Origin of the sequence: Variovorax trehalosi (assembly GCF_051216415.1) — a bacterium.
Classification (GTDB): Bacteria; Pseudomonadota; Gammaproteobacteria; order Burkholderiales; family Burkholderiaceae_C; genus Variovorax.
In genome coordinates, this window is the sequence record NZ_JBPJZG010000004.1 from 130,783 (window position 1) to 149,746 (window position 18,964).

The 18,964-nt window shown below is 67.7% G+C and carries 18 protein-coding genes; 9 read left to right on the forward strand and 9 right to left on the reverse strand.

The features are described from left to right. Genes ACSFA7_RS16275 through ACSFA7_RS16285 form a run of 3 tightly spaced genes read left to right on the forward strand, consistent with a single transcriptional unit; the run spans position 1 to position 3,060 of the window. On the forward strand, positions 1–414 hold the full coding sequence (locus ACSFA7_RS16275) for a DUF3830 family protein (RefSeq protein ID WP_435500338.1): 414 nt from the start codon (positions 1–3) through the stop codon (positions 412–414). A gap of 23 nt (positions 415–437) precedes the next feature. Further along, complete coding sequence (locus ACSFA7_RS16280) at positions 438–1,493, forward strand: ABC transporter substrate-binding protein (protein ID WP_435500339.1); 1,056 nt, start codon at positions 438–440, stop codon at positions 1,491–1,493. Positions 1,494–1,536: 43 nt separating this feature from the next. Continuing rightward, complete coding sequence (locus tag ACSFA7_RS16285) at positions 1,537–3,060, forward strand: amidohydrolase family protein (RefSeq protein ID WP_435500340.1); 1,524 nt, start codon at positions 1,537–1,539, stop codon at positions 3,058–3,060. Positions 3,061–3,078: 18 nt separating this feature from the next. Here ACSFA7_RS16285 and ACSFA7_RS16290 read toward each other — a convergent pair whose 3' ends face one another. Next, positions 3,079–3,882, reverse strand: a complete 804-nt coding sequence (locus ACSFA7_RS16290) for an exodeoxyribonuclease III (protein ID WP_435500341.1) — start codon at positions 3,880–3,882, stop codon at positions 3,079–3,081. A 12-nt stretch (positions 3,883–3,894) separates the two neighbouring features. Between ACSFA7_RS16290 and pyrE the strand changes: the two genes are divergently transcribed. Both pyrE and ACSFA7_RS16300 read left to right on the forward strand, forming a co-directional pair. After that, positions 3,895–4,578 carry an orotate phosphoribosyltransferase gene (gene pyrE / locus ACSFA7_RS16295; RefSeq protein ID WP_435500342.1) on the forward strand — a complete coding sequence of 228 codons (684 nt, stop codon included), beginning with the start codon at positions 3,895–3,897 and terminating at the stop codon, positions 4,576–4,578. 12 nt (positions 4,579–4,590) lie between these two features. After that, positions 4,591–5,289, forward strand: a complete 699-nt coding sequence (locus ACSFA7_RS16300) for a DUF4124 domain-containing protein (RefSeq protein ID WP_435500343.1) — start codon at positions 4,591–4,593, stop codon at positions 5,287–5,289. Positions 5,290–5,326: 37 nt separating this feature from the next. Here ACSFA7_RS16300 and gatB read toward each other — a convergent pair whose 3' ends face one another. From gatB to gatC, 3 genes are read right to left on the reverse strand one after another with little or no spacing between them, the layout of a single operon-like run. Further along, entirely contained in the window at positions 5,327–6,817 is a 1,491-nt protein-coding gene (gene gatB / locus ACSFA7_RS16305) for an Asp-tRNA(Asn)/Glu-tRNA(Gln) amidotransferase subunit GatB (protein WP_435500344.1), read from the reverse strand. 1 nt (position 6,818) lies between these two features. Next, the gene (gene gatA, locus ACSFA7_RS16310) at positions 6,819–8,309 is read right to left on the reverse strand and encodes an Asp-tRNA(Asn)/Glu-tRNA(Gln) amidotransferase subunit GatA (protein WP_435500345.1); all 1,491 of its coding nucleotides are present in this window, start codon (positions 8,307–8,309) and stop codon (positions 6,819–6,821) included. Next, on the reverse strand, positions 8,306–8,608 hold the full coding sequence (gene gatC / locus ACSFA7_RS16315) for an Asp-tRNA(Asn)/Glu-tRNA(Gln) amidotransferase subunit GatC (protein WP_198786977.1): 303 nt from the start codon (positions 8,606–8,608) through the stop codon (positions 8,306–8,308). The genes gatA and gatC overlap by 4 nt, the downstream gene beginning before the upstream one ends. Positions 8,609–8,821: 213 nt before the next feature. Between gatC and ACSFA7_RS16320 the strand changes: the two genes are divergently transcribed. The 4 genes from ACSFA7_RS16320 (at position 8,822) to mrdA (ending at position 13,472) form a co-directional block, all read left to right on the forward strand. Beyond that, a complete protein-coding gene (locus ACSFA7_RS16320) occupies positions 8,822–9,865 on the forward strand; it encodes a rod shape-determining protein (protein WP_013538761.1) in 1,044 nt (347 codons plus the stop codon). Between the two features lie 86 nt (positions 9,866–9,951). Continuing rightward, positions 9,952–10,929 (forward strand): rod shape-determining protein MreC, encoded by a 978-nt coding sequence (gene mreC / locus ACSFA7_RS16325; RefSeq protein ID WP_435500346.1) that lies wholly within the window; start codon positions 9,952–9,954, stop codon positions 10,927–10,929. Continuing rightward, on the forward strand, positions 10,926–11,447 hold the full coding sequence (gene mreD / locus ACSFA7_RS16330) for a rod shape-determining protein MreD (protein WP_435500347.1): 522 nt from the start codon (positions 10,926–10,928) through the stop codon (positions 11,445–11,447). Before mreC ends, mreD begins: the two co-directional genes overlap by 4 nt. 54 nt (positions 11,448–11,501) lie before the next feature. Further along, complete coding sequence (gene mrdA, locus ACSFA7_RS16335; protein ID WP_435500348.1) at positions 11,502–13,472, forward strand: penicillin-binding protein 2; 1,971 nt, start codon at positions 11,502–11,504, stop codon at positions 13,470–13,472. A gap of 5 nt (positions 13,473–13,477) precedes the next feature. Here mrdA and fahA read toward each other — a convergent pair whose 3' ends face one another. From fahA to ACSFA7_RS16360, 5 genes are read right to left on the reverse strand one after another with little or no spacing between them, the layout of a single operon-like run. Beyond that, positions 13,478–14,758 (reverse strand): fumarylacetoacetase, encoded by a 1,281-nt coding sequence (fahA, locus tag ACSFA7_RS16340; RefSeq protein ID WP_435500349.1) that lies wholly within the window; start codon positions 14,756–14,758, stop codon positions 13,478–13,480. A 22-nt stretch (positions 14,759–14,780) separates the two neighbouring features. Next, positions 14,781–15,755: a Bug family tripartite tricarboxylate transporter substrate binding protein gene (locus ACSFA7_RS16345; protein ID WP_435500350.1), complete on the reverse strand. Its 975-nt coding sequence runs from the start codon at positions 15,753–15,755 to the stop codon at positions 14,781–14,783. After that, the gene (hmgA, locus tag ACSFA7_RS16350) at positions 15,752–17,062 is read right to left on the reverse strand and encodes a homogentisate 1,2-dioxygenase (protein ID WP_435500351.1); all 1,311 of its coding nucleotides are present in this window, start codon (positions 17,060–17,062) and stop codon (positions 15,752–15,754) included. The genes ACSFA7_RS16345 and hmgA overlap by 4 nt, the downstream gene beginning before the upstream one ends. A 48-nt stretch (positions 17,063–17,110) precedes the next feature. After that, entirely contained in the window at positions 17,111–17,302 is a 192-nt protein-coding gene (locus tag ACSFA7_RS16355) for a DUF2783 domain-containing protein (RefSeq protein WP_435500352.1), read from the reverse strand. A 1-nt stretch (position 17,303) separates the two neighbouring features. Beyond that, on the reverse strand, positions 17,304–18,941 hold the full coding sequence (locus tag ACSFA7_RS16360) for an FAD-dependent oxidoreductase (protein WP_435500353.1): 1,638 nt from the start codon (positions 18,939–18,941) through the stop codon (positions 17,304–17,306). Positions 18,942–18,964: the final 23 nt, after the last annotated feature.

An 18,964-nucleotide genomic window follows, 5' to 3' on the forward strand; every position in this document is an offset into this window, starting at 1 on the left:
ATGAACGATCTCATCCAGATCACCGCCGGTGGCCTGCGCTTCGTGGCGCAGATGCACCCCGACGCACCGCTCACCGTGGCGGCCTTTCGCAAGCTGTTGCCTTATCGCCAGAAATTGATCCACGTGCGCTGGAGCGGCGAAGGCTGCTGGGTGCCGATGGGCGATTTCCAGCTGGGCGTGGGCTTCGAGAACCACACCAGCCACCCCTCGGTGGGCGACATCCTGTTCTACCCCGGCGGCTACAGCGAGACCGAGATCATCCTGGCCTACGGCGCCTGCAGCTTCGCCAGCAAGATGGGCACGCTCGCGGGCAACCACTTCCTCACCATCGTCGAAGGGCGGGACCAGTTGCGCGCGCTCGGCACCAAGGTGCTGTGGGAAGGCGCGCAGGACGTTCTCTTCGAAGCCATCTGATTTTCAACCCACGAAAGCCTCGCATGCCCTCTCCAGTGTCCCGCCGCGCGGCGGTCGTCGCGGTGTCCGCCGCATTGGGCGCATCGCTCGCGGCGCTTCCGGTGCGCGAATTGCGCGCGCAGCCGCTCACGCCCATCAAGTTCGTCCTCGACTGGAAGCTGCAGGGCATCCACGCCTGGTATTACCTGGCCGAAGACCGGGGCTACTTCGCGGCCGAGAAGCTCGCGGTGACGATCGACCAGGGCGACGGCTCCGCGGCCGCCGTGACCAAGGTGATGGCCGGCACCTACGACGCGGGCTTCGGCGACGTCAATGCGATCGTGCAGAACGCGGCCGCCAGGCCCGGCGCCGCGCCCGTGATGGTCTACATGATCTACAACCGCGCGCCCTTCGCCCTCATCGTCAAGTCCGGCAGCCCCATCAGGACGCTGAAGGACCTGCAGGGCCGCACGCTGGGCTCGCCGGCCGGTGGCGCGGCGTTGCGCATGTTCCCGCTGATGGCGGCCAGCAACGGCGTGGACGCGAGCAAGGTCAAGTGGACGAACATGGCGCCCAACCTGCAGGAGCAGATGATGCTCAAGGACCATGTCGAAGGCTCGGCCGTCTTCTCCGTGACGAGCTACATGAACCTGGTGGCGCAGGGCGTGGACCCGGACAAGGACATCCGCTGGTTTCACTACGGCGACCACGGCGTCGACCTGTACGGCAACGGCGTGCTGGTGTCCCGCCAGTTCCTGAAGGACAAGCCGCAGGCCGTGGCCGGGCTCGTGCGCGCCATCAACAGGGGATTGCGCGACACCGTGGCCGACCCCGATGCGGCGATTGCCGCGCTGATGAAGCGCGAGCCGCTGCTCAACGCGGCGCTGGAGAAGCGGCGCCTGCTCTACACGCTTCGCACCGTGATGCTGACGCCCGAGGTCGCAGCCAACGGCATGGGCGACGTGAGCGATGCGCGCATGGCGCGCGCCATCGGGCAGGTCAAGGAGGCGTTCGAGCTGGCGAGCCCACCTGCGGCTGGCGAGGTCTTCGACCGGCGCTTCCTGCCTCCGCTGGCGGAGCGCAAAATCGCCGCGCCGTAGGCCCAGGGACAGACATACGCAACCCGACGACGAAAGAAACGCCATGCCCGCTCCGATGCACGACGGCCCGCTCGACTGCGCATGGCTGCTGGCCGATCCCGGCGCGCAGCCTGCGCAGTCCGATGTACGCATCACGCTGGAGGGCGACCGCATCCGCTCGATCGTTCCGCTGGCCGACGAAGGCGGCAGCGCCGGCGGGCCGCGCCTGCTCGCGGTGCCGGCGCTGGCCAATGCGCACGACCATGCACGCACCTTTCGCAGCGCCACGCTCGGCGCCTTCGGCCAGCCGCTCGAGAGCTGGCTGCCGTTCCTGGGGGTGGTGCCGGGCATGGACCCCTACCTTTGCGCGGCGACCTCGTTCGCGCGTTCGGTGCGGCACGGTGTCGCGAACCTGATGGTTCACTACACGCGCGTGCAGGGCGGCATGGCCTATGTCGACGAAGCCGAGGCGGTGACGCGCGCGGCGCGCGATGTTGGCGTGCGCATCGGTTTCGCCATCGCGATGCGCGACCGCCACGGCATTGCCTACTGCGACGACGCGAGCGTGCTCGCGGCGTTGCGGCCGGGCATCCGCGATGCGGTGGCTGAGCGGCTCGCGGTGAAGCCAATGGCGCCCGCGCAGCAACTGGCACTGGTCGACGAGGTTGCGCGCATGGTGGAGGAGGGCGGCCACGGCGGGCACGTGACCGTGCAGTACGGCCCGACCGCGGTGCAGTGGTGCAGCACGCCGTTGCTCGAGGCGATTGCGCAGGCATCGGCCGACACGGGCCGCCCGGTTCACATGCACCTGCTCGAGACGCGCTACCAGCGAGACTGGGCCGATGCCAATCACCCCGGCGGCATCGTCCGCTTTCTGGACGACATCGGCCTCCTGACGCCGCGCCTCACGCTCGCGCACTGCGCCTGGGCGCGGCCCGAGGACCTGGCGCTGATCGCCGAGCGTGGCGCGACCATCGCGGTCAACACGAGTTCCAACCTCGGGCTCAAGTCGGGCATCGCGCCGGTGCCTGACATGCTGAAGCATGGCTGCCGCATCGCCATGGGCCTGGACGGCATGGCCTTCGACGAAGACGACGATGCATTGCACGAGATGCGACTGGCGTATTCGCTGCATCGCGGCTGGGGCTACGACACCACGATGACGCGCGAAGCGCTCTGGGCCTTCGCATCGCGCAACGGCCCGCGCAGCGTGCGTGGCATGCGAGGTGGCCTGGCCTCGGGTGGGCGCATTGCACCCGGCGCCACGGCCGACCTCGTGTTGCTGGACTGGGACGCGCTCGACGACGACGCACTGTTCGCCGATACCGATCCGCTCGATCTGCTCCTCGCGCGTGCCAACGGTGGCCACATCGCCAAGGTGCTGGTCGGCGGGCGCCTGGTGGTCGATGCGGGCCGCGTGCAGGGAGTCGATGAGCCCGCATTGCGCGCCGAACTGCTGGCACGCATGCGCAGCGCTCTGGCTGCAGACCATGCCGGGGCCACCTCGTGGCGCGACACCGTCAGGGCGCTGGCGGACGACCTCGGGCCGTTCTATCGCCGCGGGCAGATGATGGGCGGCTGTTGCTAGGCAGCCCGCCTCGCAAGTTCAGAGCGTGAAGTCGTAGTCCACCGTGATCGGCGCGTGGTCGCTGAACTTGATGGTCTTGAAGATCTGTTCGGTGCGCGCGAGCGCGGCGATCTTCGGCGTGGCCAGGTGGTAGTCCAGCCGCCACCCCACGTTGTTCGCGTAGGCCTGGCCGCGGTTGCTCCACCAGGTGTAGGCCTCGGCGGTGGTGTCGGGCTTGAGCATGCGGTAGACGTCCACCAGGCCCGCGCCCTCGGCGCCGGCGTCCAGCAGCTTCGTCATCCAGGCACGCTCCTCGGGCAGGAAGCCGCTGTTCTTCTGGTTGCCGCGCCAGTTCTTGAGGTCGATCTCCTTGTGGGCGATGTTGATGTCGCCGCAAAGGATGAACTCGCGCTCCTTCTTGAGCGCGATGAGGTACGGAAAGAAGCCCTTGAGGAAGCGGAACTTGGCCTGCTGCCGTTCCTCGCCCGAACTGCCGCTCGGAAAGTAGCAGCTGATGACCGAGAACTTTCGTTTGGGCGTGTCGAAGCGCAGCTCCAGATAACGGCCTTCAGCGTCGAACTCGGTGTCGCCCCAACCCACCACTACATGCGTCGGGATGTGTTTTGTGTAAATAGCTGTACCTGCGTAGCCCTTTTTCTCGGCAAAATGGAAGTGTCCCTTGAGCCCCGCCATTTCCTCGAAGCGGCCCTCGATGTCGCTCGCCTGAACTCGGATCTCCTGCATGCAAATACAATCCGGCGCCGATTCGGCAACCCAGTCGGCAACGCCCTTGGTGGCGGCCGAACGCAGGCCATTGAGATTGAGACTGGTCAGTTTGAACACAAGGAATTTCCAATGGCTGTAGATGGTGAGAAAAACAGCGCGGTGGCGCAGGACTTCGTCCAGTTCGCACTCGATGCCGGCGTGCTCCGCTTCGGCGAGTTCAAGACCAAGGCCGGCCGGATGAGCCCTTACTTCTTCAATTCGGGGCTCTTCGACGACGGCGCCAAGATCGCGCGGCTCGCGGGATTCTATGCAGACCGGCTCATCGAGAGCGGCCTCGAATTCGACATGATCTTCGGCCCCGCCTACAAGGGCATCCCGCTGGGCGCCACGGTGGCCGCCGAGCTGGCCCGGCGCGGTCGCAACTACCCCTTTGCCTACAACCGCAAGGAAGCCAAGGCGCACGGCGAGGGCGGCAACCTGGTGGGCGCGCCGCTCAAGGGCCGCGTGCTGATCGTGGACGACGTGATGTCCGCCGGCACCGCGGTGCGCGAGTCGATCGCCGCGATCGAAGCCGCCGGCGCCACGCCGCATGCCGTGGCCATCGCGCTCGACCGGCAGGAAAAAGCCACCGAGAACGGCGTCGACGTGGACCACAGCGCCGTGCAGTACGTGCGCAACCAGCTGGGCCTTTCGGTGATTGCCATCGCCACGCTGGACGACCTGCTGAGCTACCTCTCGGGCGATGCTGCTGCCGACCTGGGCGCGCACCGCGAGCGCGTGCTGGCCTACCGCACGCGCTACGGCGCCAACTGAGGACCGGCAACGATGCGCACACGCGATCACGGCAAGCCCAACCGTCTGCTGGCGGTGGCATCGTTTTTCCTGGCGGCCTTGTCTTCCTTCGGCGCTGCACATGCGCAGCAGGGCAAGGATGCCCCCGCTGGCAGCATCTACACCTGCACCGATGCGCACGGCCGCACGCTCACGGCGGACCGCCCGATCCCTGCTTGCAGCGACCGCGAACAGCGCGAGCTGAGCCCCAGCGGCCTCACGCGCCGCAAGATCGAACCCACTTACTCGGCGCGCGAGATGGCCGAGCGTGAGGACCGCGCGCGCGAAGCCGCTGTGCAAGCGGCACGGATCACCGACGAGCGCCGCCGCGAGCGCGCGCTGCTGGTGCGCTACCCGAGCGCCGCCTCGCACGACCGCGAACGCAACGAGGCGCTGTCGCAGGTCGATGCGGTGATCCAGGCGGCGCAGAAGCGCATCGCCGAGCTGAGCGAAGACCGCAAGAAGATCGACGAGGAACTCGAGTTCTACAAGAAGGACACGAGCAAGGCGCCGGGTGCCACGCGCCGCAAGCTCGAGGACAACACGCAGAGCATGGCGGTGCAGAACCGCTTCATCGCCGAGCAGGAAGATGAGAAGAAGCGGGTGAATGCGCGCTTCGATGAAGAGCGTGCGAGGTTGAAGCCGCTCTGGGGACCTGCCCCGAACCCAGCCGCCGCAGCAGCACCGCGCTGAATCTGCCGGGGCCGCGATGGCCCCGGGATCCAATCGATCAGCCCAGCTTGGCTTTCAGCAGTTCGGTGACCTGTGCCGGGTTGGCCTTGCCGCCACTGGCCTTCATCACCTGACCCACGAGGCCGTTCAGCGCCTTCTCCTTGCCGCCACGGTATTCCTCGACGTTCTTCGCGTTCTTGGCGATGACTTCGTCGAGGATCGCGTCGAGCGCGCCGGTGTCGGCCATCGGCTTCAGGTCCTTGGCTTCGATGATCGCGTCCACGTCGCTGCCTTCGCCGGTCCAGAGTGCGTCGAACACCTGGCGCGCTGCGTTGTTGGGCAACGTGCCGTCGGCGATGCGCTTGATCAACTGGCCCAGTTGCAGCGAGCTGACCGGCGCGGCCTCGATGCCGATTTCCTGTGCATTGAGGCGGCGTGCCATCTCGCCGGTGATCCAGTTGCTCGCGAGCTTCGGCGTGGCGCCGGCTTTCACCGCGTCGTCGAAGTAGTGCGCGAGCGCGAGGCTCTGCGTGAGCTGCGCCGCGTCGTATTCCGACAGGCCATGGTCGCTCACATAGCGATCGGCCATCGCACGCGGCAGCTCGGGCATCTCGCTGCGCACGCGCTCGATCCAGTCGGCCGCGATCACCAGCGGCGGCAGGTCCGGGTCGGGGAAGTAGCGGTAGTCGGCCGAGTCTTCCTTGGCGCGCATCGCGCGCGTCTCGCCGGTGTCGGGGTTGAACAGCACGGTGGCCTGCTCGATCTCGCGACCGTCTTCGATCTCCTCGATCTGCCAGCGGATCTCGTAGTCGATCGCCTGCTGCATGAACTTGAAGCTGTTCAGGTTCTTGATCTCGCGCCGCGTGCCGAGCTTGTCGCCGGGCTTGCGCACCGACACGTTGGCGTCGCAGCGGAAACTGCCTTCCTGCATGTTGCCGTCGCAGATGCCGATCCACGTCACGATCTTGTGCAGTTCCTTCGCATAGGCCACGGCCTCGGCGGTGGAGCGCATGTCGGGCTCGGTCACGATCTCCAGCAGCGGCGTGCCGGCGCGGTTCAGGTCGATGCCGCTCTGGCCGATGAAGTCCTCGTGCAGCGACTTGCCCGCGTCTTCCTCGAGGTGGGCGCGCACGAGGCGCACGGTCTTCTTCTCTTCGCCGAGGAAGAACGACACCGAGCCGCCCTGCACGACCGGGATCTCGAACTGGCTGATCTGGTAGCCCTTGGGCAGGTCGGGATAGAAGTAGTTCTTGCGCGCGAACACGCTGCGCGGCGCGACGTGCGAGCCGAGCGCGAGACCCAGCTTGATGGCGCGTTCGACGGCGCCCTTGTTCATCACCGGCAGCGTGCCGGGAAGCGCCAGGTCCACCGCGCAGGCCTGTGTGTTCGGCTCGGCGCCGAAGGCGGTGGAGGCGCGGCTGAAGATCTTGCTCGCGGTCGACAGTTGCGCGTGCGTCTCGAAGCCGATGATGACTTCATAGCCGCGCACCAGCGGGCCGGTCGGGCGGCCTTGTTGCTGTGCTTCGAAGGTGTTCACGGTCTCGCTCATTTCAGAAGCCCTCCGGCGTGCGCGTGTGCCAGTCGGTGGCTTGTTGGAAGCGGTGCGCTGCATTCAGCAGCTTCGCTTCGCCGAAGTAGTTGCCGATCAGCTGCAGGCCCACGGGCATGCCGCCGTCGAAGCCCGCGGGCACGCTCATGCCCGGCAGGCCGGCCAGCGATGCGGGCAGCGTGAAGATGTCGGCGAGGTAGTCGGCCACGGGGTCGTCGCCGTGTTCTCCGATCTTCCATGCGGTGGTCGGCGCGGCGGGGCCGGCGATCACGTCGCATTGCTTCAGTGCCTGCTGGAAGTCGTCCGCAATCATTCGGCGCACTTTCTGTGCCTGCAGGTAGTAGGCGTCGTAGTAGCCGTGCGAGAGCACGTAGGTACCGATCATGATGCGGCGCTTGACCTCGTCGCCGAAGCCTTCGGCGCGCGTCTTCTCGTACATGTCGGACAGGTCCTTGTACTGCTTGGCGCGGTGCCCGAACTTCACGCCGTCGAAGCGGCTGAGGTTGCTCGACGCTTCCGCTGCGGCCAGGATGTAGTACACGGGAATCGACAGTTCGGTGCGAGGCAGCGACACCTCGACGCGCTTGGCGCCGAGCTTCTCGTACTGAGCGAGCGCTGCGTCGATGGCGGCACGCACGCCCGGCGCCACGCCCTCGCCGAAGAACTCCTTCGGCACGCCGATGCGCAGGCCCTCGAGCGAGTCGTTGAGCGAGCGGCCGAAGTCTTCGGCGGGCTTGTCGATGGAAGTCGAATCGCGGTCGAGATCCGGGCCGCAGAAGGCGGAGAGCAGCAGCGCACAGTCTTCGGCCGAGCGAGCCATCGGGCCGGCCTGGTCGAGGCTCGATGCGAAGGCCACCATGCCGTAACGCGAGGCGCGGCCGTAGGTCGGCTTGATGCCGGTCACGCCGCAGAACGACGCGGGCTGGCGGATCGAACCGCCGGTGTCGGTGCCGGTGGCCGCGGGGGCCAAGCGTGCGGCAACGGCCGCCGCGCTGGCGCCCGAGGAGCCACCCGGAATGCGCTCGCGGTTCCACGGGTTCTGCACCGGCACGGCCTTGTCGTGGCCGACGGCGGGCACGGCGACGTTCTCGTTGGCCGAGCCCATCGCGAACTCGTCGCAGCTCAGCTTGCCGAGCGTGACCGCGCCGGCTTCGGCCAGGCGGCGCACCACGGTGGCGTCGAAAGGCGAGCGGTAGCCCGCGAGCATCCTGGAGCCGGCGGTGGTGGCGAAATCGGTGGTGACGAAGATGTCCTTGTGCGCGATCGGCACGCCGGCCAGCGCCGGAGCGTTGCCGCCAGCGAGGAGCGCGTCGGCCTTGCGGGCCTGCGCCAACGTGACTTCTTCATTCACGTCGACAAAGGTGCCGAGCGATTCGTGGGCCTTCATGCGGCCGAGGAATGCCTGCGAGGCCTCGACGGCGGAGACCTTGCGCGCGGCCAGGGCCTTGGCCAGGGCGACCACGCCCATCTGGTGCAGTTGTTCGCCGCTCATTGCTCGATCACCTTGGGCACGAGAAAGAGGCCCGCTTCGACGGCCGGTGCGCTCTTCTGGTTGGCTTCGCGGTTGTTGGGTTCGCTCACGACATCGTCGCGCAGGCGCAGCGTGATGTCCTCGATCGCGGCCACCGGATGGGCCAGGGGCTCGATGCCGGTGGTGTCGACCGAACGCATGCGTTCGACCAGGTCAAAGAAGCCATTGATCTGGCTGAGCATGCGCTCGCTTTCGTCGGAAGCAAGCTGCAGCCGCGCCAGGGAGGCGATGCGTGCGATATCTGAAGCGTCAAGGGACATGGGTCGGACCGGTCAAAAAACCGAAGGTAATCGCACGCCGAAGAGGGTGCTAACACGGGAATCAGAGGGGATTCGGGTATTATCCCGCCTTTGCCGCAACCCCCGCGAACGCGCCGGCTTTTGCGCCAAAAACGATCAATTCACCCCGTCAAACGACCCAAAAATAGAGCGACGACCTGCCGATGCGCAGGCCGTGCTCAGAGGATTCCGCACATGTTTGGAGCTTTCCGTCGGTACTTTTCCACCGACCTTGCGATCGACCTCGGCACCGCCAACACCCTGATATTCGCCCGCAACAAGGGCATCGTGCTGGACGAGCCCTCGGTGGTCGCGATCCGCCACGAAGGCGGCCCCCATGGCAAGAAGGTGATCCAGGCCGTAGGCCGCGAAGCCAAGGCCATGCTGGGCAAGGTACCCGGCAACATCGAGGCGATCCGCCCGATGAAGGACGGCGTCATTGCCGACTTCGTGATCACCGAGCAGATGATCAAGCAGTTCATCAAGATGGTGCACCCGCGCACGCTGCTCACGCCGAGCCCGCGCATCATCATCTGCGTGCCCTGCGGCTCGACCCAGGTCGAGCGTCGCGCCATCAAGGACGCGGCCGAAGCCGCCGGCGCCACCTCCGTCTACCTCATCGAAGAACCCATGGCCGCGGCCATCGGCGCCGGCCTGCCCGTCAGCGAAGCCTCGGGCTCGATGGTGGTGGACATCGGCGGCGGCACCACCGAAGTGGGCGTCATCTCGCTGGGCGGCATGGTCTACAAGGGCTCGGTCCGCGTGGGCGGCGACCGCTTTGACGAAGCCATCATCAACTACATCCGCCGCAACTACGGCATGCTGATCGGCGAGCCGACGGCCGAAGTCATCAAGAAGACCATCGGCTCGGCCTTCCCGGGCTCCGAAGTCAAGGAAATGGAAGTCAAGGGCCGCAACCTCTCCGAAGGCGTGCCGCGCAGCTTCACCATCAGCAGCAACGAAGTGCTGGAGGCCCTGACCGATCCGCTCAACAACATCGTCTCGGCCGTGAAGAACGCGCTGGAGCAGACGCCGCCCGAACTGGGCGCCGACATTGCCGACCGCGGCATGATGCTCACCGGCGGCGGCGCCCTCCTGCGCGACCTCGATCGCCTGCTGGCCGAGGAAACGGGCCTCCCGGTGCTCGTGGCCGAAGACCCGCTGACCTGCGTGGTGCGCGGCTGCGGCATCGCCCTGGAGCGCATGGACCGTCTGGGCAGCATCTTCACGAGCGAGTAAAAGGCGAAAGCCATCATCGGCCGGCCTCTGCTTGCATAGGCCGGCTTTTTGTTATTTGATTCCGCACCACCGCCGGGTCTGAATTCATGCCTCTGGGCACGCTCGATCGCACAGCGCCACCCCTGTTCAACCAGGGACAGTCGGCACTCAGCAAGCTGATCTTCTTCGGCGCGCTCTCCCTGTTCCTCATGGTGGCCGATGCACGTTTTCATATCGTGCAGCCGATCCGCGCGACGCTCGGCGCGGTGCTCTACCCGGTGCAATGGGTGGCGCTCAAGCCGGTGCAGCTCATGATGGGCGGCGGCCGCTACCTCGAAGACCTGCAGACCGCCCAGCGCAACGAGGCCGACGCCCGCAAGGCGCTGATGATGCAGGCCCAGCGCGCGAGCCAGGCCGACACGCTGGCGCAGGACAACGCGCGCCTGCGCGAGCTGCTCGAGCTGCGCCAGACCACCACGACGCCGGGCCGCGCGGCCGAGGTGCTCTACGACGCGGCCGATCCCTACACCCGCAAGATCGTCATCGACCAGGGTCTCGCCCACGGCGTGGCCGCCGGCTCGCCGGTGATCGACGCGCACGGCGTGCTCGGCCAGGTCACGCAAGTGCTGCCCCTCACGAGCGAAGTCACGCTGGTGATCGACCGTGACCTTGCGATTCCCGTGCAGAACACCCGCACGGGCGTGCGCAGCGTGGCCTTCGGCGATGCCTCGGCGCACGGCGGCGGCCTGGAGCTGCGCTTCATGGCCGCCAACGCCGACCTGCAGGAGGGCGACCTGCTCTCCACCAGCGGTGTCGACGGCATCTATCCGGCGGGCCTGCCGGTCGCGAAGATCGAGCGCATCGAGCGCCGCGCCGACTCGGCCTTTGCCCGCATCTACTGTGTGCCGCTCGCCAGCGTGACCGCCGCGCGCTACGTGCTGGTGCTCGAGCCGACCGGTGCCCCGACCGCACCGCCACCCGCCGCGCCGACGACCACGCAGCGCAAGCGCGCCGAGGGCAAGCCCGGCGCCGGCAAGAACGAGAAAAAGCCCGCGGCACCCGCAGGCGCAGGAGGCGGCCGATGATCAAGCGTCCCGGCCAGCAGCAGCTGTTGCTGCCCGTCAGCCCGCTCTTCATGTGGACCAGCCTCATCGTGGCGCTCCTGGTCAACATGATCCCCATCGGCCGTGCCGCCTGGATGCCCGACCTGCTGGCGCTGGTGATCGTGTTCTGGGGCGTGCACCAGCCTTCGCGCGTGGGCATCGGCGCGGCCTTCGTGTTCGGCCTCTGCATGGACGTGCACCAGGCCTCCATGCTCGGCCAGCACGCGCTGTCCTACACGACGCTGGGCTTCTTCGCGATCATGATCCACCGGCGCCTGCTCTGGTATCCGGTGCTGTCGCAGGCGCTGCAGGTGCTGCCGCTCTTTGCGCTGTCGCAACTCATTGAGGTCATCACGCGGATGATCGGCGGCGGGGTGTTCCCGGGTTGGACGGTGCTGATCTCGCCGGGTGTGGAGGCCGCGCTGTGGCCTCTGGCAAGCGCCCTCTTGCTTGCCCCTCAGCGCCGCACCCCGGAACCCGACGAGAACCGTCCCCTCTAAGCCCTGCCCGCGGCATTTGCCATTGCCCCTGCACGCGCCTAAGCTCCTCCCGCCATGACCGAAATCCGCAACGTCGCCGCCGACCTCGCGCGCTTCAAGCGCCGCGTGATCGTGATCGGCCTCGTCGTGCTGTTCGCGTTCGGCCTGCTGGGCGCGCGGCTGGTGTACCTGCAGGTCACGCGGCATGAAGACCTGGCCGAGCAGGCCGAGAGCAACCGCACGGCCATCGTGCCGGTGGTGCCCAACCGGGGCCTGATCCTCGACCGCAACGGCATCGTGCTGGCCTCGAACTACTCGGCCTACACGCTGGAGATCACGCCGTCGAAGGTGAACGATGTCGAGGAGACCATCGACAACCTCACGCAGGTGCTCGAGGTCTCGCCGCGCGACCGCCGCCGCTTCAAGCGCCTGCGCGAGGACTCGCGCAGCTTCGACTCCATTCCGATCCGCACCCGCCTGAGCGACGAGGAGGTCGCGCGCTTCGCGGCCCAGCGCTACCGCTTCCCTGGCGTCGAGATCAAGGCGCGGCTGTTCCGCAACTACCCGAACGGCGAGACCGGCTCGCACGTGCTTGGCTACATCGGCCGCATCAACCAGCGCGAGAAGACCGCGATGGAAGACTGGGAAGAGGAAGAGCAGGCCAACTACAAGGGCACCGACTACATCGGCAAGCTCGGCATCGAGCAGAGCTACGAAAAAACGCTGCACGGCCAGACCGGCGTGGAGCAGATGGAAACCTCCGCGGGCGGCCGTGCCATCCGCCGGCTCGCGAGCCATCCGGCGACGCCGGGCAACACCGTGATGCTGTCGCTCGACATCAAGCTGCAGAAGCTGGTGGAAGACATGTTCGGCGACCGCCGCGGCGCGCTGGTGGCCATCGACCCCAAGACCGGCGAGGTGCTGGCCTTCGTGAGCAAGCCCACCTTCGACCCCAACCTCTTCGTCGAAGGCATCGACACCGAGAGCTGGAAAGAGCTGAGCGAATCGCTCGACAAGCCGCTCCTGAACCGCGCGCTGCGCGGCACCTACCCGCCCGGCTCGACCTACAAGCCCTTCATGGCCATGGCCGCGCTGCAGACCGGCAAGCGCGGCGCCAGCGTGGTGGTGAACGACCCCGGCTACTTCAACTTCGGCGGCCACCGTTTCGGCAGCCCCGAAGGCAACCTGGGCGGCGTCGACATGCGGCGTTCGATCCAGCTGTCGAGCAACATCTACTACTACTCGCTGGCCAACGAGATGGGTGTGGACCTGATCCACGACTTCATGAAGCCGCTGGGCTTCGGCCAGATCACCGGCATCGACCTGGGCGGCGAGGTGCGCGGCGTGCTGCCCAGCACCGAGTGGAAGCGCAACGCCTACAAGCGGCCCGAGGCGAAGAAGTGGTATGCGGGCGAGACCATTTCGCTGGGCATCGGGCAGGGCTACAACGCCTTCACGATGCTGCAGCTTGCGCAGGCCACGGCCATCGTGGCCGACGGCGGCATCAAGCACAAGCCGCACCTCGTGCTGGCCACGCGCAACACGGTGAGCGGGCAGGTCGTGCCGCTGCCGCAGCCGCCGGCGGAAAACCTCGGATTCACCGCGGCCAACGTGGCGGTGATCCGCGAGGGCCTGACCAGCGTGGTCACCAGCGGCACCGCGCGCGGCGTGTTCGCGGGCGCGGGCTACCAGGCGGCCGGCAAGACCGGCACGGCGCAGGCGGTGACGCAGGCGCAGAACACCAAGTACAACGCCCGCGCGCTCGAGGAGCATCAGCGCGATCACGCACTCTTCATGGCCTTCGCGCCGGTGAACGACCCGAAGATCGCCGTCGCGGTGATCGTGGAGAACGCGGGCTGGGGCGCTGGCGCCGCCGCGCCCATCGCGCGCCGGGTGTTCGACTACTGGCTGATGGACCAGTACCCGAGCGAAGCGGACATGGCCGCCATCAAGACCGGCAAGGCGGGTGCGCCGATGGGCAAGCCGCGCGTGGCGAGCGAAGTGGCGTGGCCGGTGGCGGCCAGCACGACCGCACCGGCCCCCTGAGGCTTCTATTTCGCGGCGGTTTCCACGGTGCCGCTGACTTCACCCAGACCGATACGCACCGCCCCCGCGCGCTCGCACCAGCCGCGCATGACCAGGGTGTCGCCGTCTTCCAGGAAGGTGCGCTTCTCGCCGTTCGGCAGCGTGATCTGCTGCTTGCCGCCCAGCGTGAGTTCCATGAGCGAACCGGCCTCGTCGGGCTTCGGCCCCGAGAGCGTGCCCGAGCCCAGCAGGTCGCCTGGCTGCAGATTGCAGCCGTTCACCGTGTGGTGCGTGATGAGCTGCGCGGCGGTCCAGTAGGCCGCCTCGGTGGTGTTGCCGCGCGTCAGGCGCGCGGGCGCCACGCCTTCGGCGCGCATCTTCGCGGTCTGCAGCAGCACTTCGAGTGTGATGTCGAGCGCGCCGGCCTCGCGGTTCGACGGCGCATCGAGGTACGGCAACGGCTGCGGATCTTCGGCGGGCCGCTCGAACTTCGCGCGGAACGGCGCGAGCGCCTCCATCGTCACGATCCACGGCGACAGCGTGCTTGCGAAGTTCTTCGCGAGGAACGGGCCGAGCGGCTGGTATTCCCAGGCCTGCAGGTCGCGCGCCGACCAGTCGTTGAGCAGCGTCACGCCGAACAGGTGCTCTTCGGCCTCGCCGATGGCGATCGGCTCGCCGAGCGCATTGCCGCGGCCGACCAGGAAGCCCAGCTCCAGTTCGTAGTCGAGGCGCTTGGACGGGCCGAAGCTCGGCTCGGCCGCATCGGGCGCCTTGGTCTGGCCCTGCGGGCGCTTGAAGACCTGGCCGCTCACGCCGATGGACGAGGCGCGGCCGTGGTAGCCAATCGGCACCCACTTGTAGTTGGGCATCAACGGCTGGTCGGGGCGGAACAGCTTGCCGATGGTGGTCGCGTGATGGATGCCCGTGTAGAAGTCGGTGTAGTCGCCGATGCGGCACGGCACGGTGAGTTCGGCCTTGGCCTGCGCCAGCAGCGCCTTCGACCATGCGGCCTGCTTGTCGCTGCCTTCGGCGAGGCCCGCGGAGATCGCGGCGCGCAGGGCCTGGCGGTCCTTCACGTTCGCGCCCATCAGCGCGTTCATGTCGTCCGTGTCGACGAGGCCCGCGGCCTTCAGGTCGAGCACCTGGTCGCCGATGGCGACGCCGATGCGGAAGGCCTCGCTGCTGCCCGCCGTGCGGAAGCGGCCGAACGGCAGGTTCTGGATCGGGAAGTCGGTGCCGGCCTCGTTGGCCGAGGCGACCCAGCTGCGCAGCTTGGGGTCATGGGTGGCGTTCAGTGCGGTGGTCATGGGTGTCTTTCTGTGGATCTGTTCAATCTGCGGTCATGCCGGCCTTCTTGGCGACCTCGCCCAGGCGTTGGTATTCGGTCTGCGTGAGCGTCGCCAGCTCCTGCGCGGTCGAGCCGCGCGGCGAGAAGCCGGCCTGCTGCAGCTTGGCCTTCACGTCGGGCATCGCGAGCGCTTCGACAAAAGCTTCGTTCAGCGCCTTCACGATGGGCGCCGGCAGGTTCGCCGGCCCGTACACGCCGAACCACGGATCGAGCGCATAGCCCTTCAGCCCCGCCTCGGCCATCGTCGGCACGTCGGGCAGCGACGGCGAGCGCGCCGGCCCGGCGACAGCCAGCGCGCGCAGCTTGCCGGCCTGGATGTGCGGCAGCGACGCCGGCAGGTTGTCGAACATCACGCCGATGTTGTTGCCCAGCATGTCGGTGATGGCCGGGCCGCTGCCCTTGTAGGCGACGTGCACGAGCTCGGTGCCGGTCATCTGCGCGAACATCACGCCCGCGAGGTTCATCGAGGTGCCCGCCCCCGCGGTGGCGTAGGGCAGGCCCGGGTTTTTCTTGGCGGCGGCGATCAGGTCCGGCACCGACTTGATCGGCGAGCTCGCCGGCACTTCGAGCACGATGGTCGAGGTGCCCAGCAGGCTGATCGCGGTGAAGTCCTTGCGCGGATCGAAGGCCATCGACTTGTAGATGTGCGGGTTCAGCGCGTTGGTCGAGATCGCGCCGAAGCCGATGGTGTAGCCATCGGGCGCGGCCTTGGCTACCGCGTCCATGCCGATGTTGCCGCCCGCGCCGCCACGGTTGTCGATCAGCACCGGTTGGCCGAGCTTTTCCGAGACCTTCTGGCCCACGGTGCGCGCCACCAGGTCGGTGGTGCCGCCGGGCGTGTAGGGCACGATGAAGCGGATCGGCTTCGATGGGAAGTCTGCGGCGTGCGTGAGCAAAGGTGCAGCGAGCAGTGCGAGAGCCGCCGCGCGGCGCGTGAGAGCGAAGGCGTTCTTCATGGCTTGAACTGGTCCTTCAGCCCCGCCCAGCAGTCGGCGTAGTCGGTGTCTAGCGCCGGGCTCTTCAGCGCGAAGTTCGTCGGAATGAAGCGGTAGCGGCTCTCGAACATGAAGGCCAGCGTGTTGTCCAGCTTGTGCGGCTTGAGGTCGGCGCTCGTCGCCTTGTCGAAGGCTTCCTCATCGGGCCCGTGCGGCACCATGCAGTTGTGCAGGCTCGCGCCGCCGGGCTTGAAGCCGCCCGGCTTGGCGTCGTACTCGCCGAGCACCAGGCCCATGAATTCGCTCATGAGGTTGCGGTGGAACCACGGCGGACGGAAGGTGTTCTCCATCACCATCCAGCGCGGCGGGAAGATCACGAAGTCGCAGTTCGCGGTGCCGGGCGTGTCGCTGGGCGACGTCAGCACGGTGAAGATCGACGGGTCGGGATGGTCGAAGCTGATCGAGCCGATCGCCATGAAGTGCGCCGTGTCGTACTTCACCGGCGCGAGGTTGCCGTGCCAGGCGACCACGTTGAAAGGCGATTGCTTGGTCGGCGCCTTCCAGAAGCGGCCGGCGAATTTCTTGACCAGTTCGTAGGCGCCGCCGTCTTCTTCGAAGGCCGCCACCGGCGCCTGGAAGTCGCGCGCATTGGCCAGGCCGTTCGAGCCGATCGGGCCCAGCTCGGGCAGGCGGAAATGCGCGCCGTAGTTCTCGCAGACATAGCCGCGCGAGAGGCCATCGGGCAGCGCGACCTTGAAGACCATGCCGCGCGGCAGCACCGCGATTTCGCCGGGCTTCACGTCGAGCACGCCGAGTTCGGTCGTGATGACCAGACGGCCTTGTTGCGGCACGACCAGCATTTCGCCGTCGGCGTTGACGAACGCTCGGCGCTCCATCGAGCGGCCCGCCAGGTACATGAGCGAGGCCACGCCGACCTGCGAATCGGCATCGCCGTTGGCCGCGACGGTGTGCATGCCGTCGACGAAGTCGGCTTCGGCCGCGCCGTCCAGTGGCATCGGGTGCCAGCGCATGGGCTCGGGCGGCAGCGCGATCTCGCGATCGGCGCCGGTGGTCCAGTGCGGCTGCGCGTAAGGCTGGTAGCGGCCCGACACCACCGAGGGCTGACGGCGATAGAGCCAGGTGCGGCGGTTCTCGTGGCGCGGCGCGGTGAAGGCGGTGCCCGAGAGCAGCTCGGTGTAGAGGTCGAAAGGCCCGCGCTGCGGGTTGTTGCGGCCCTGCGGCAGGGCGCCCGGGATGGCCTCGGAGGCGTATTCGTTGCCGAAGCCGCCGAGGTAGCGCCGGTCGTCGTTGGCGGAAGCTGGGGTCATGGTGTTCTCTTTCGAAAATCGCGATGAGGTTGGAATGCGTGGGGCGGTCTAGCTGCCGCGCGCGGCCTCGAAGGCCTCGCGCAGCACCGCGAGCGAGCCGACGTGGTTGGCCAGCACGAGCACGAGGCGCGCGTTGAAGGCATGGCTCTCTTCGGTGGAAAGCCCCTGGTGCGCCTCGATGAGCGCTTCGTAGAAATCGTCGGGCGCCTCGAGGTTCGGCGTGGTGTTCAGGTGTTGCATGTCATGCCCTTGCCAGTGCGCGGTCGATGGCTGCACGGATGTTCGCCGCCGTGGGTTGCCGCCAGCGGGCGCACACGTGCTGGTCGGGCCGCAAGAGATACACGGTACCGGGTTGCGCGTCGTAGCGCTGGGTGGCGAGTTCGCCTTCGGGCGTCGTGCCTTGCACGCGCACGATGTGCAGTGGTGCATCGCAAGCCTTGAGAACCTGCGCACTGTGGTCGGCGGCCTCGCCCGCGCCGAAGACCAGTGCGGTGAACTGCTGCCCGTGGCATTCGCGCAGCAGCCAACCTGCACTGCCATTGGCCCGCACGGTCGGCGCATCGGCAGCGGCTGCGCCCGGCACCATCGCGCCGTTGAACGCATCGCCATCGGCCGTGTTGAGCGGCGAATCGCGCAGCACCGCCGGCACCGAAAGCCGCCCGCTGTTGACCAGCGTGCGCGCGAAGGCGTGGCGCTTGGTCAGTTCCAGCACTGCGTCGCGGAACAGGCGGCTCACCTCGCTCTTGGGCGTGATGAAGTCGGTTGCGCGCGTGGAGTGGCGGATGTTCTCGTCGGCCGCGTATTCGCGCTCGCTCGCATAGCTGTCGAGCAGCGCATCGGGCGCCTCGCCCTTCAGCACGGCTGCGAGCTTCCAGGCGAGGTTGTCCGCGTCCTGCACGCCCGAGTTGGCGCCGCGCGCGCCGAAGGGCGACACGCCGTGCGCCGAGTCGCCCGCGAACAGCACGCGGCCGTGGCGAAAGCGCTCCATGCGCTGGCAGGCGAAGGTGTAGACGCTGGCCCAGCCGATCTGGAACTGCACCTCCGCAAAGCCGATGCTGTCGAGCAGCGCGCGCACGCGCGGCGTGATGTTCTCGGGCTTGCGTTCTTCCACCGGGTCGGCGTCCCAGCCGAGCTGGAAGTCGACCCGCCACATGCCATCGGCCTGCTTGTGCAGCAGCACGCTCTGCCCCGGGTGGAACGAGGGGTCGAACCAGAAGCGGCGCTCGGTGGGGAGCGGCGCATCCATCGTGATGTCGGCGATCAGGAAGCGGTCGCGGAAGGTGCGGCCCTTGGCCTCCTGGCCGAGCAGCTGACGCAGGTTGGAGCGCGAGCCATCGCAGGCGGCGACATAGCCGGCCGACAGCTTGTAGTCGCCTTCGGGCGTTTCCACGGTGAGCACCGCGCCGTCTTCGCGCTGTGCGATGCCGGTCACCTTGTTGTTCCAGCGCAGGTCGATGAGCGGCAGCGCAGCGGCCCGTTCGACAAGGTAGCCCTCGACGTAGTACTGCTGCAGGTTGATGAAGGCGGGCCGCTCGTGGCCGGGCTCGGGCAGCAGGTCGAAGCGGTAGACCTGCTCGTCATGGAAGAACACCTTGCCCACGCTCCACGAGACGCCCTTGTCGACCATGCGGTCGCCGCAGCCCAGGCGGTCGAACACCTCGAGCGAGCGCTTGGCAAAGCAGATCGCGCGCGATCCGCTGGAGAGGGTGTTGTCGTTGTCCAGCAGCACCACCGGAACCTGGCGCAGTGCGAGGTCGATGGCGAGCGTGAGGCCGACCGGGCCGGCGCCGACGATCACCACGGGGTGATGGGCGGGGGACGCTGCGTCCTGGTCGGCGTGGCGGTGGTAGTCGAAGCGCAGACTTTGATAGTCGATCACGTGTTGTCTCCGTGTCTTCGGTC

Excerpts from the sequence above, each read along its gene's own strand:
- fahA (WP_435500349.1), bottom strand. The coding sequence starts at position 14,758 with ATGACCACCGCACTGAACGCCACCCATGACCCCAAGCTGCGCAGCTGG.
- mrdA (WP_435500348.1), top strand. The coding sequence starts at position 11,502 with ATGACCGAAATCCGCAACGTCGCCGCCGACCTCGCGCGCTTCAAGCGC.
- ACSFA7_RS16275 (WP_435500338.1), top strand. The coding sequence starts at position 1 with ATGAACGATCTCATCCAGATCACCGCCGGTGGCCTGCGCTTCGTGGCG.
- ACSFA7_RS16320 (WP_013538761.1), top strand. The coding sequence starts at position 8,822 with ATGTTTGGAGCTTTCCGTCGGTACTTTTCCACCGACCTTGCGATCGAC.
- ACSFA7_RS16355 (WP_435500352.1), bottom strand. The coding sequence starts at position 17,302 with ATGCAACACCTGAACACCACGCCGAACCTCGAGGCGCCCGACGATTTC.
- ACSFA7_RS16345 (WP_435500350.1), bottom strand. The coding sequence starts at position 15,755 with ATGAAGAACGCCTTCGCTCTCACGCGCCGCGCGGCGGCTCTCGCACTG.
- ACSFA7_RS16285 (WP_435500340.1), top strand. The coding sequence starts at position 1,537 with ATGCCCGCTCCGATGCACGACGGCCCGCTCGACTGCGCATGGCTGCTG.
- gatC (WP_198786977.1), bottom strand. The coding sequence starts at position 8,608 with ATGTCCCTTGACGCTTCAGATATCGCACGCATCGCCTCCCTGGCGCGG.
- hmgA (WP_435500351.1), bottom strand. The coding sequence starts at position 17,062 with ATGACCCCAGCTTCCGCCAACGACGACCGGCGCTACCTCGGCGGCTTC.
- gatB (WP_435500344.1), bottom strand. The coding sequence starts at position 6,817 with ATGAGCGAGACCGTGAACACCTTCGAAGCACAGCAACAAGGCCGCCCG.
- mreC (WP_435500346.1), top strand. The coding sequence starts at position 9,952 with ATGCCTCTGGGCACGCTCGATCGCACAGCGCCACCCCTGTTCAACCAG.
- ACSFA7_RS16280 (WP_435500339.1), top strand. The coding sequence starts at position 438 with ATGCCCTCTCCAGTGTCCCGCCGCGCGGCGGTCGTCGCGGTGTCCGCC.
- mreD (WP_435500347.1), top strand. The coding sequence starts at position 10,926 with ATGATCAAGCGTCCCGGCCAGCAGCAGCTGTTGCTGCCCGTCAGCCCG.
- gatA (WP_435500345.1), bottom strand. The coding sequence starts at position 8,309 with ATGAGCGGCGAACAACTGCACCAGATGGGCGTGGTCGCCCTGGCCAAG.
- ACSFA7_RS16300 (WP_435500343.1), top strand. The coding sequence starts at position 4,591 with ATGCGCACACGCGATCACGGCAAGCCCAACCGTCTGCTGGCGGTGGCA.
- pyrE (WP_435500342.1), top strand. The coding sequence starts at position 3,895 with ATGGCTGTAGATGGTGAGAAAAACAGCGCGGTGGCGCAGGACTTCGTC.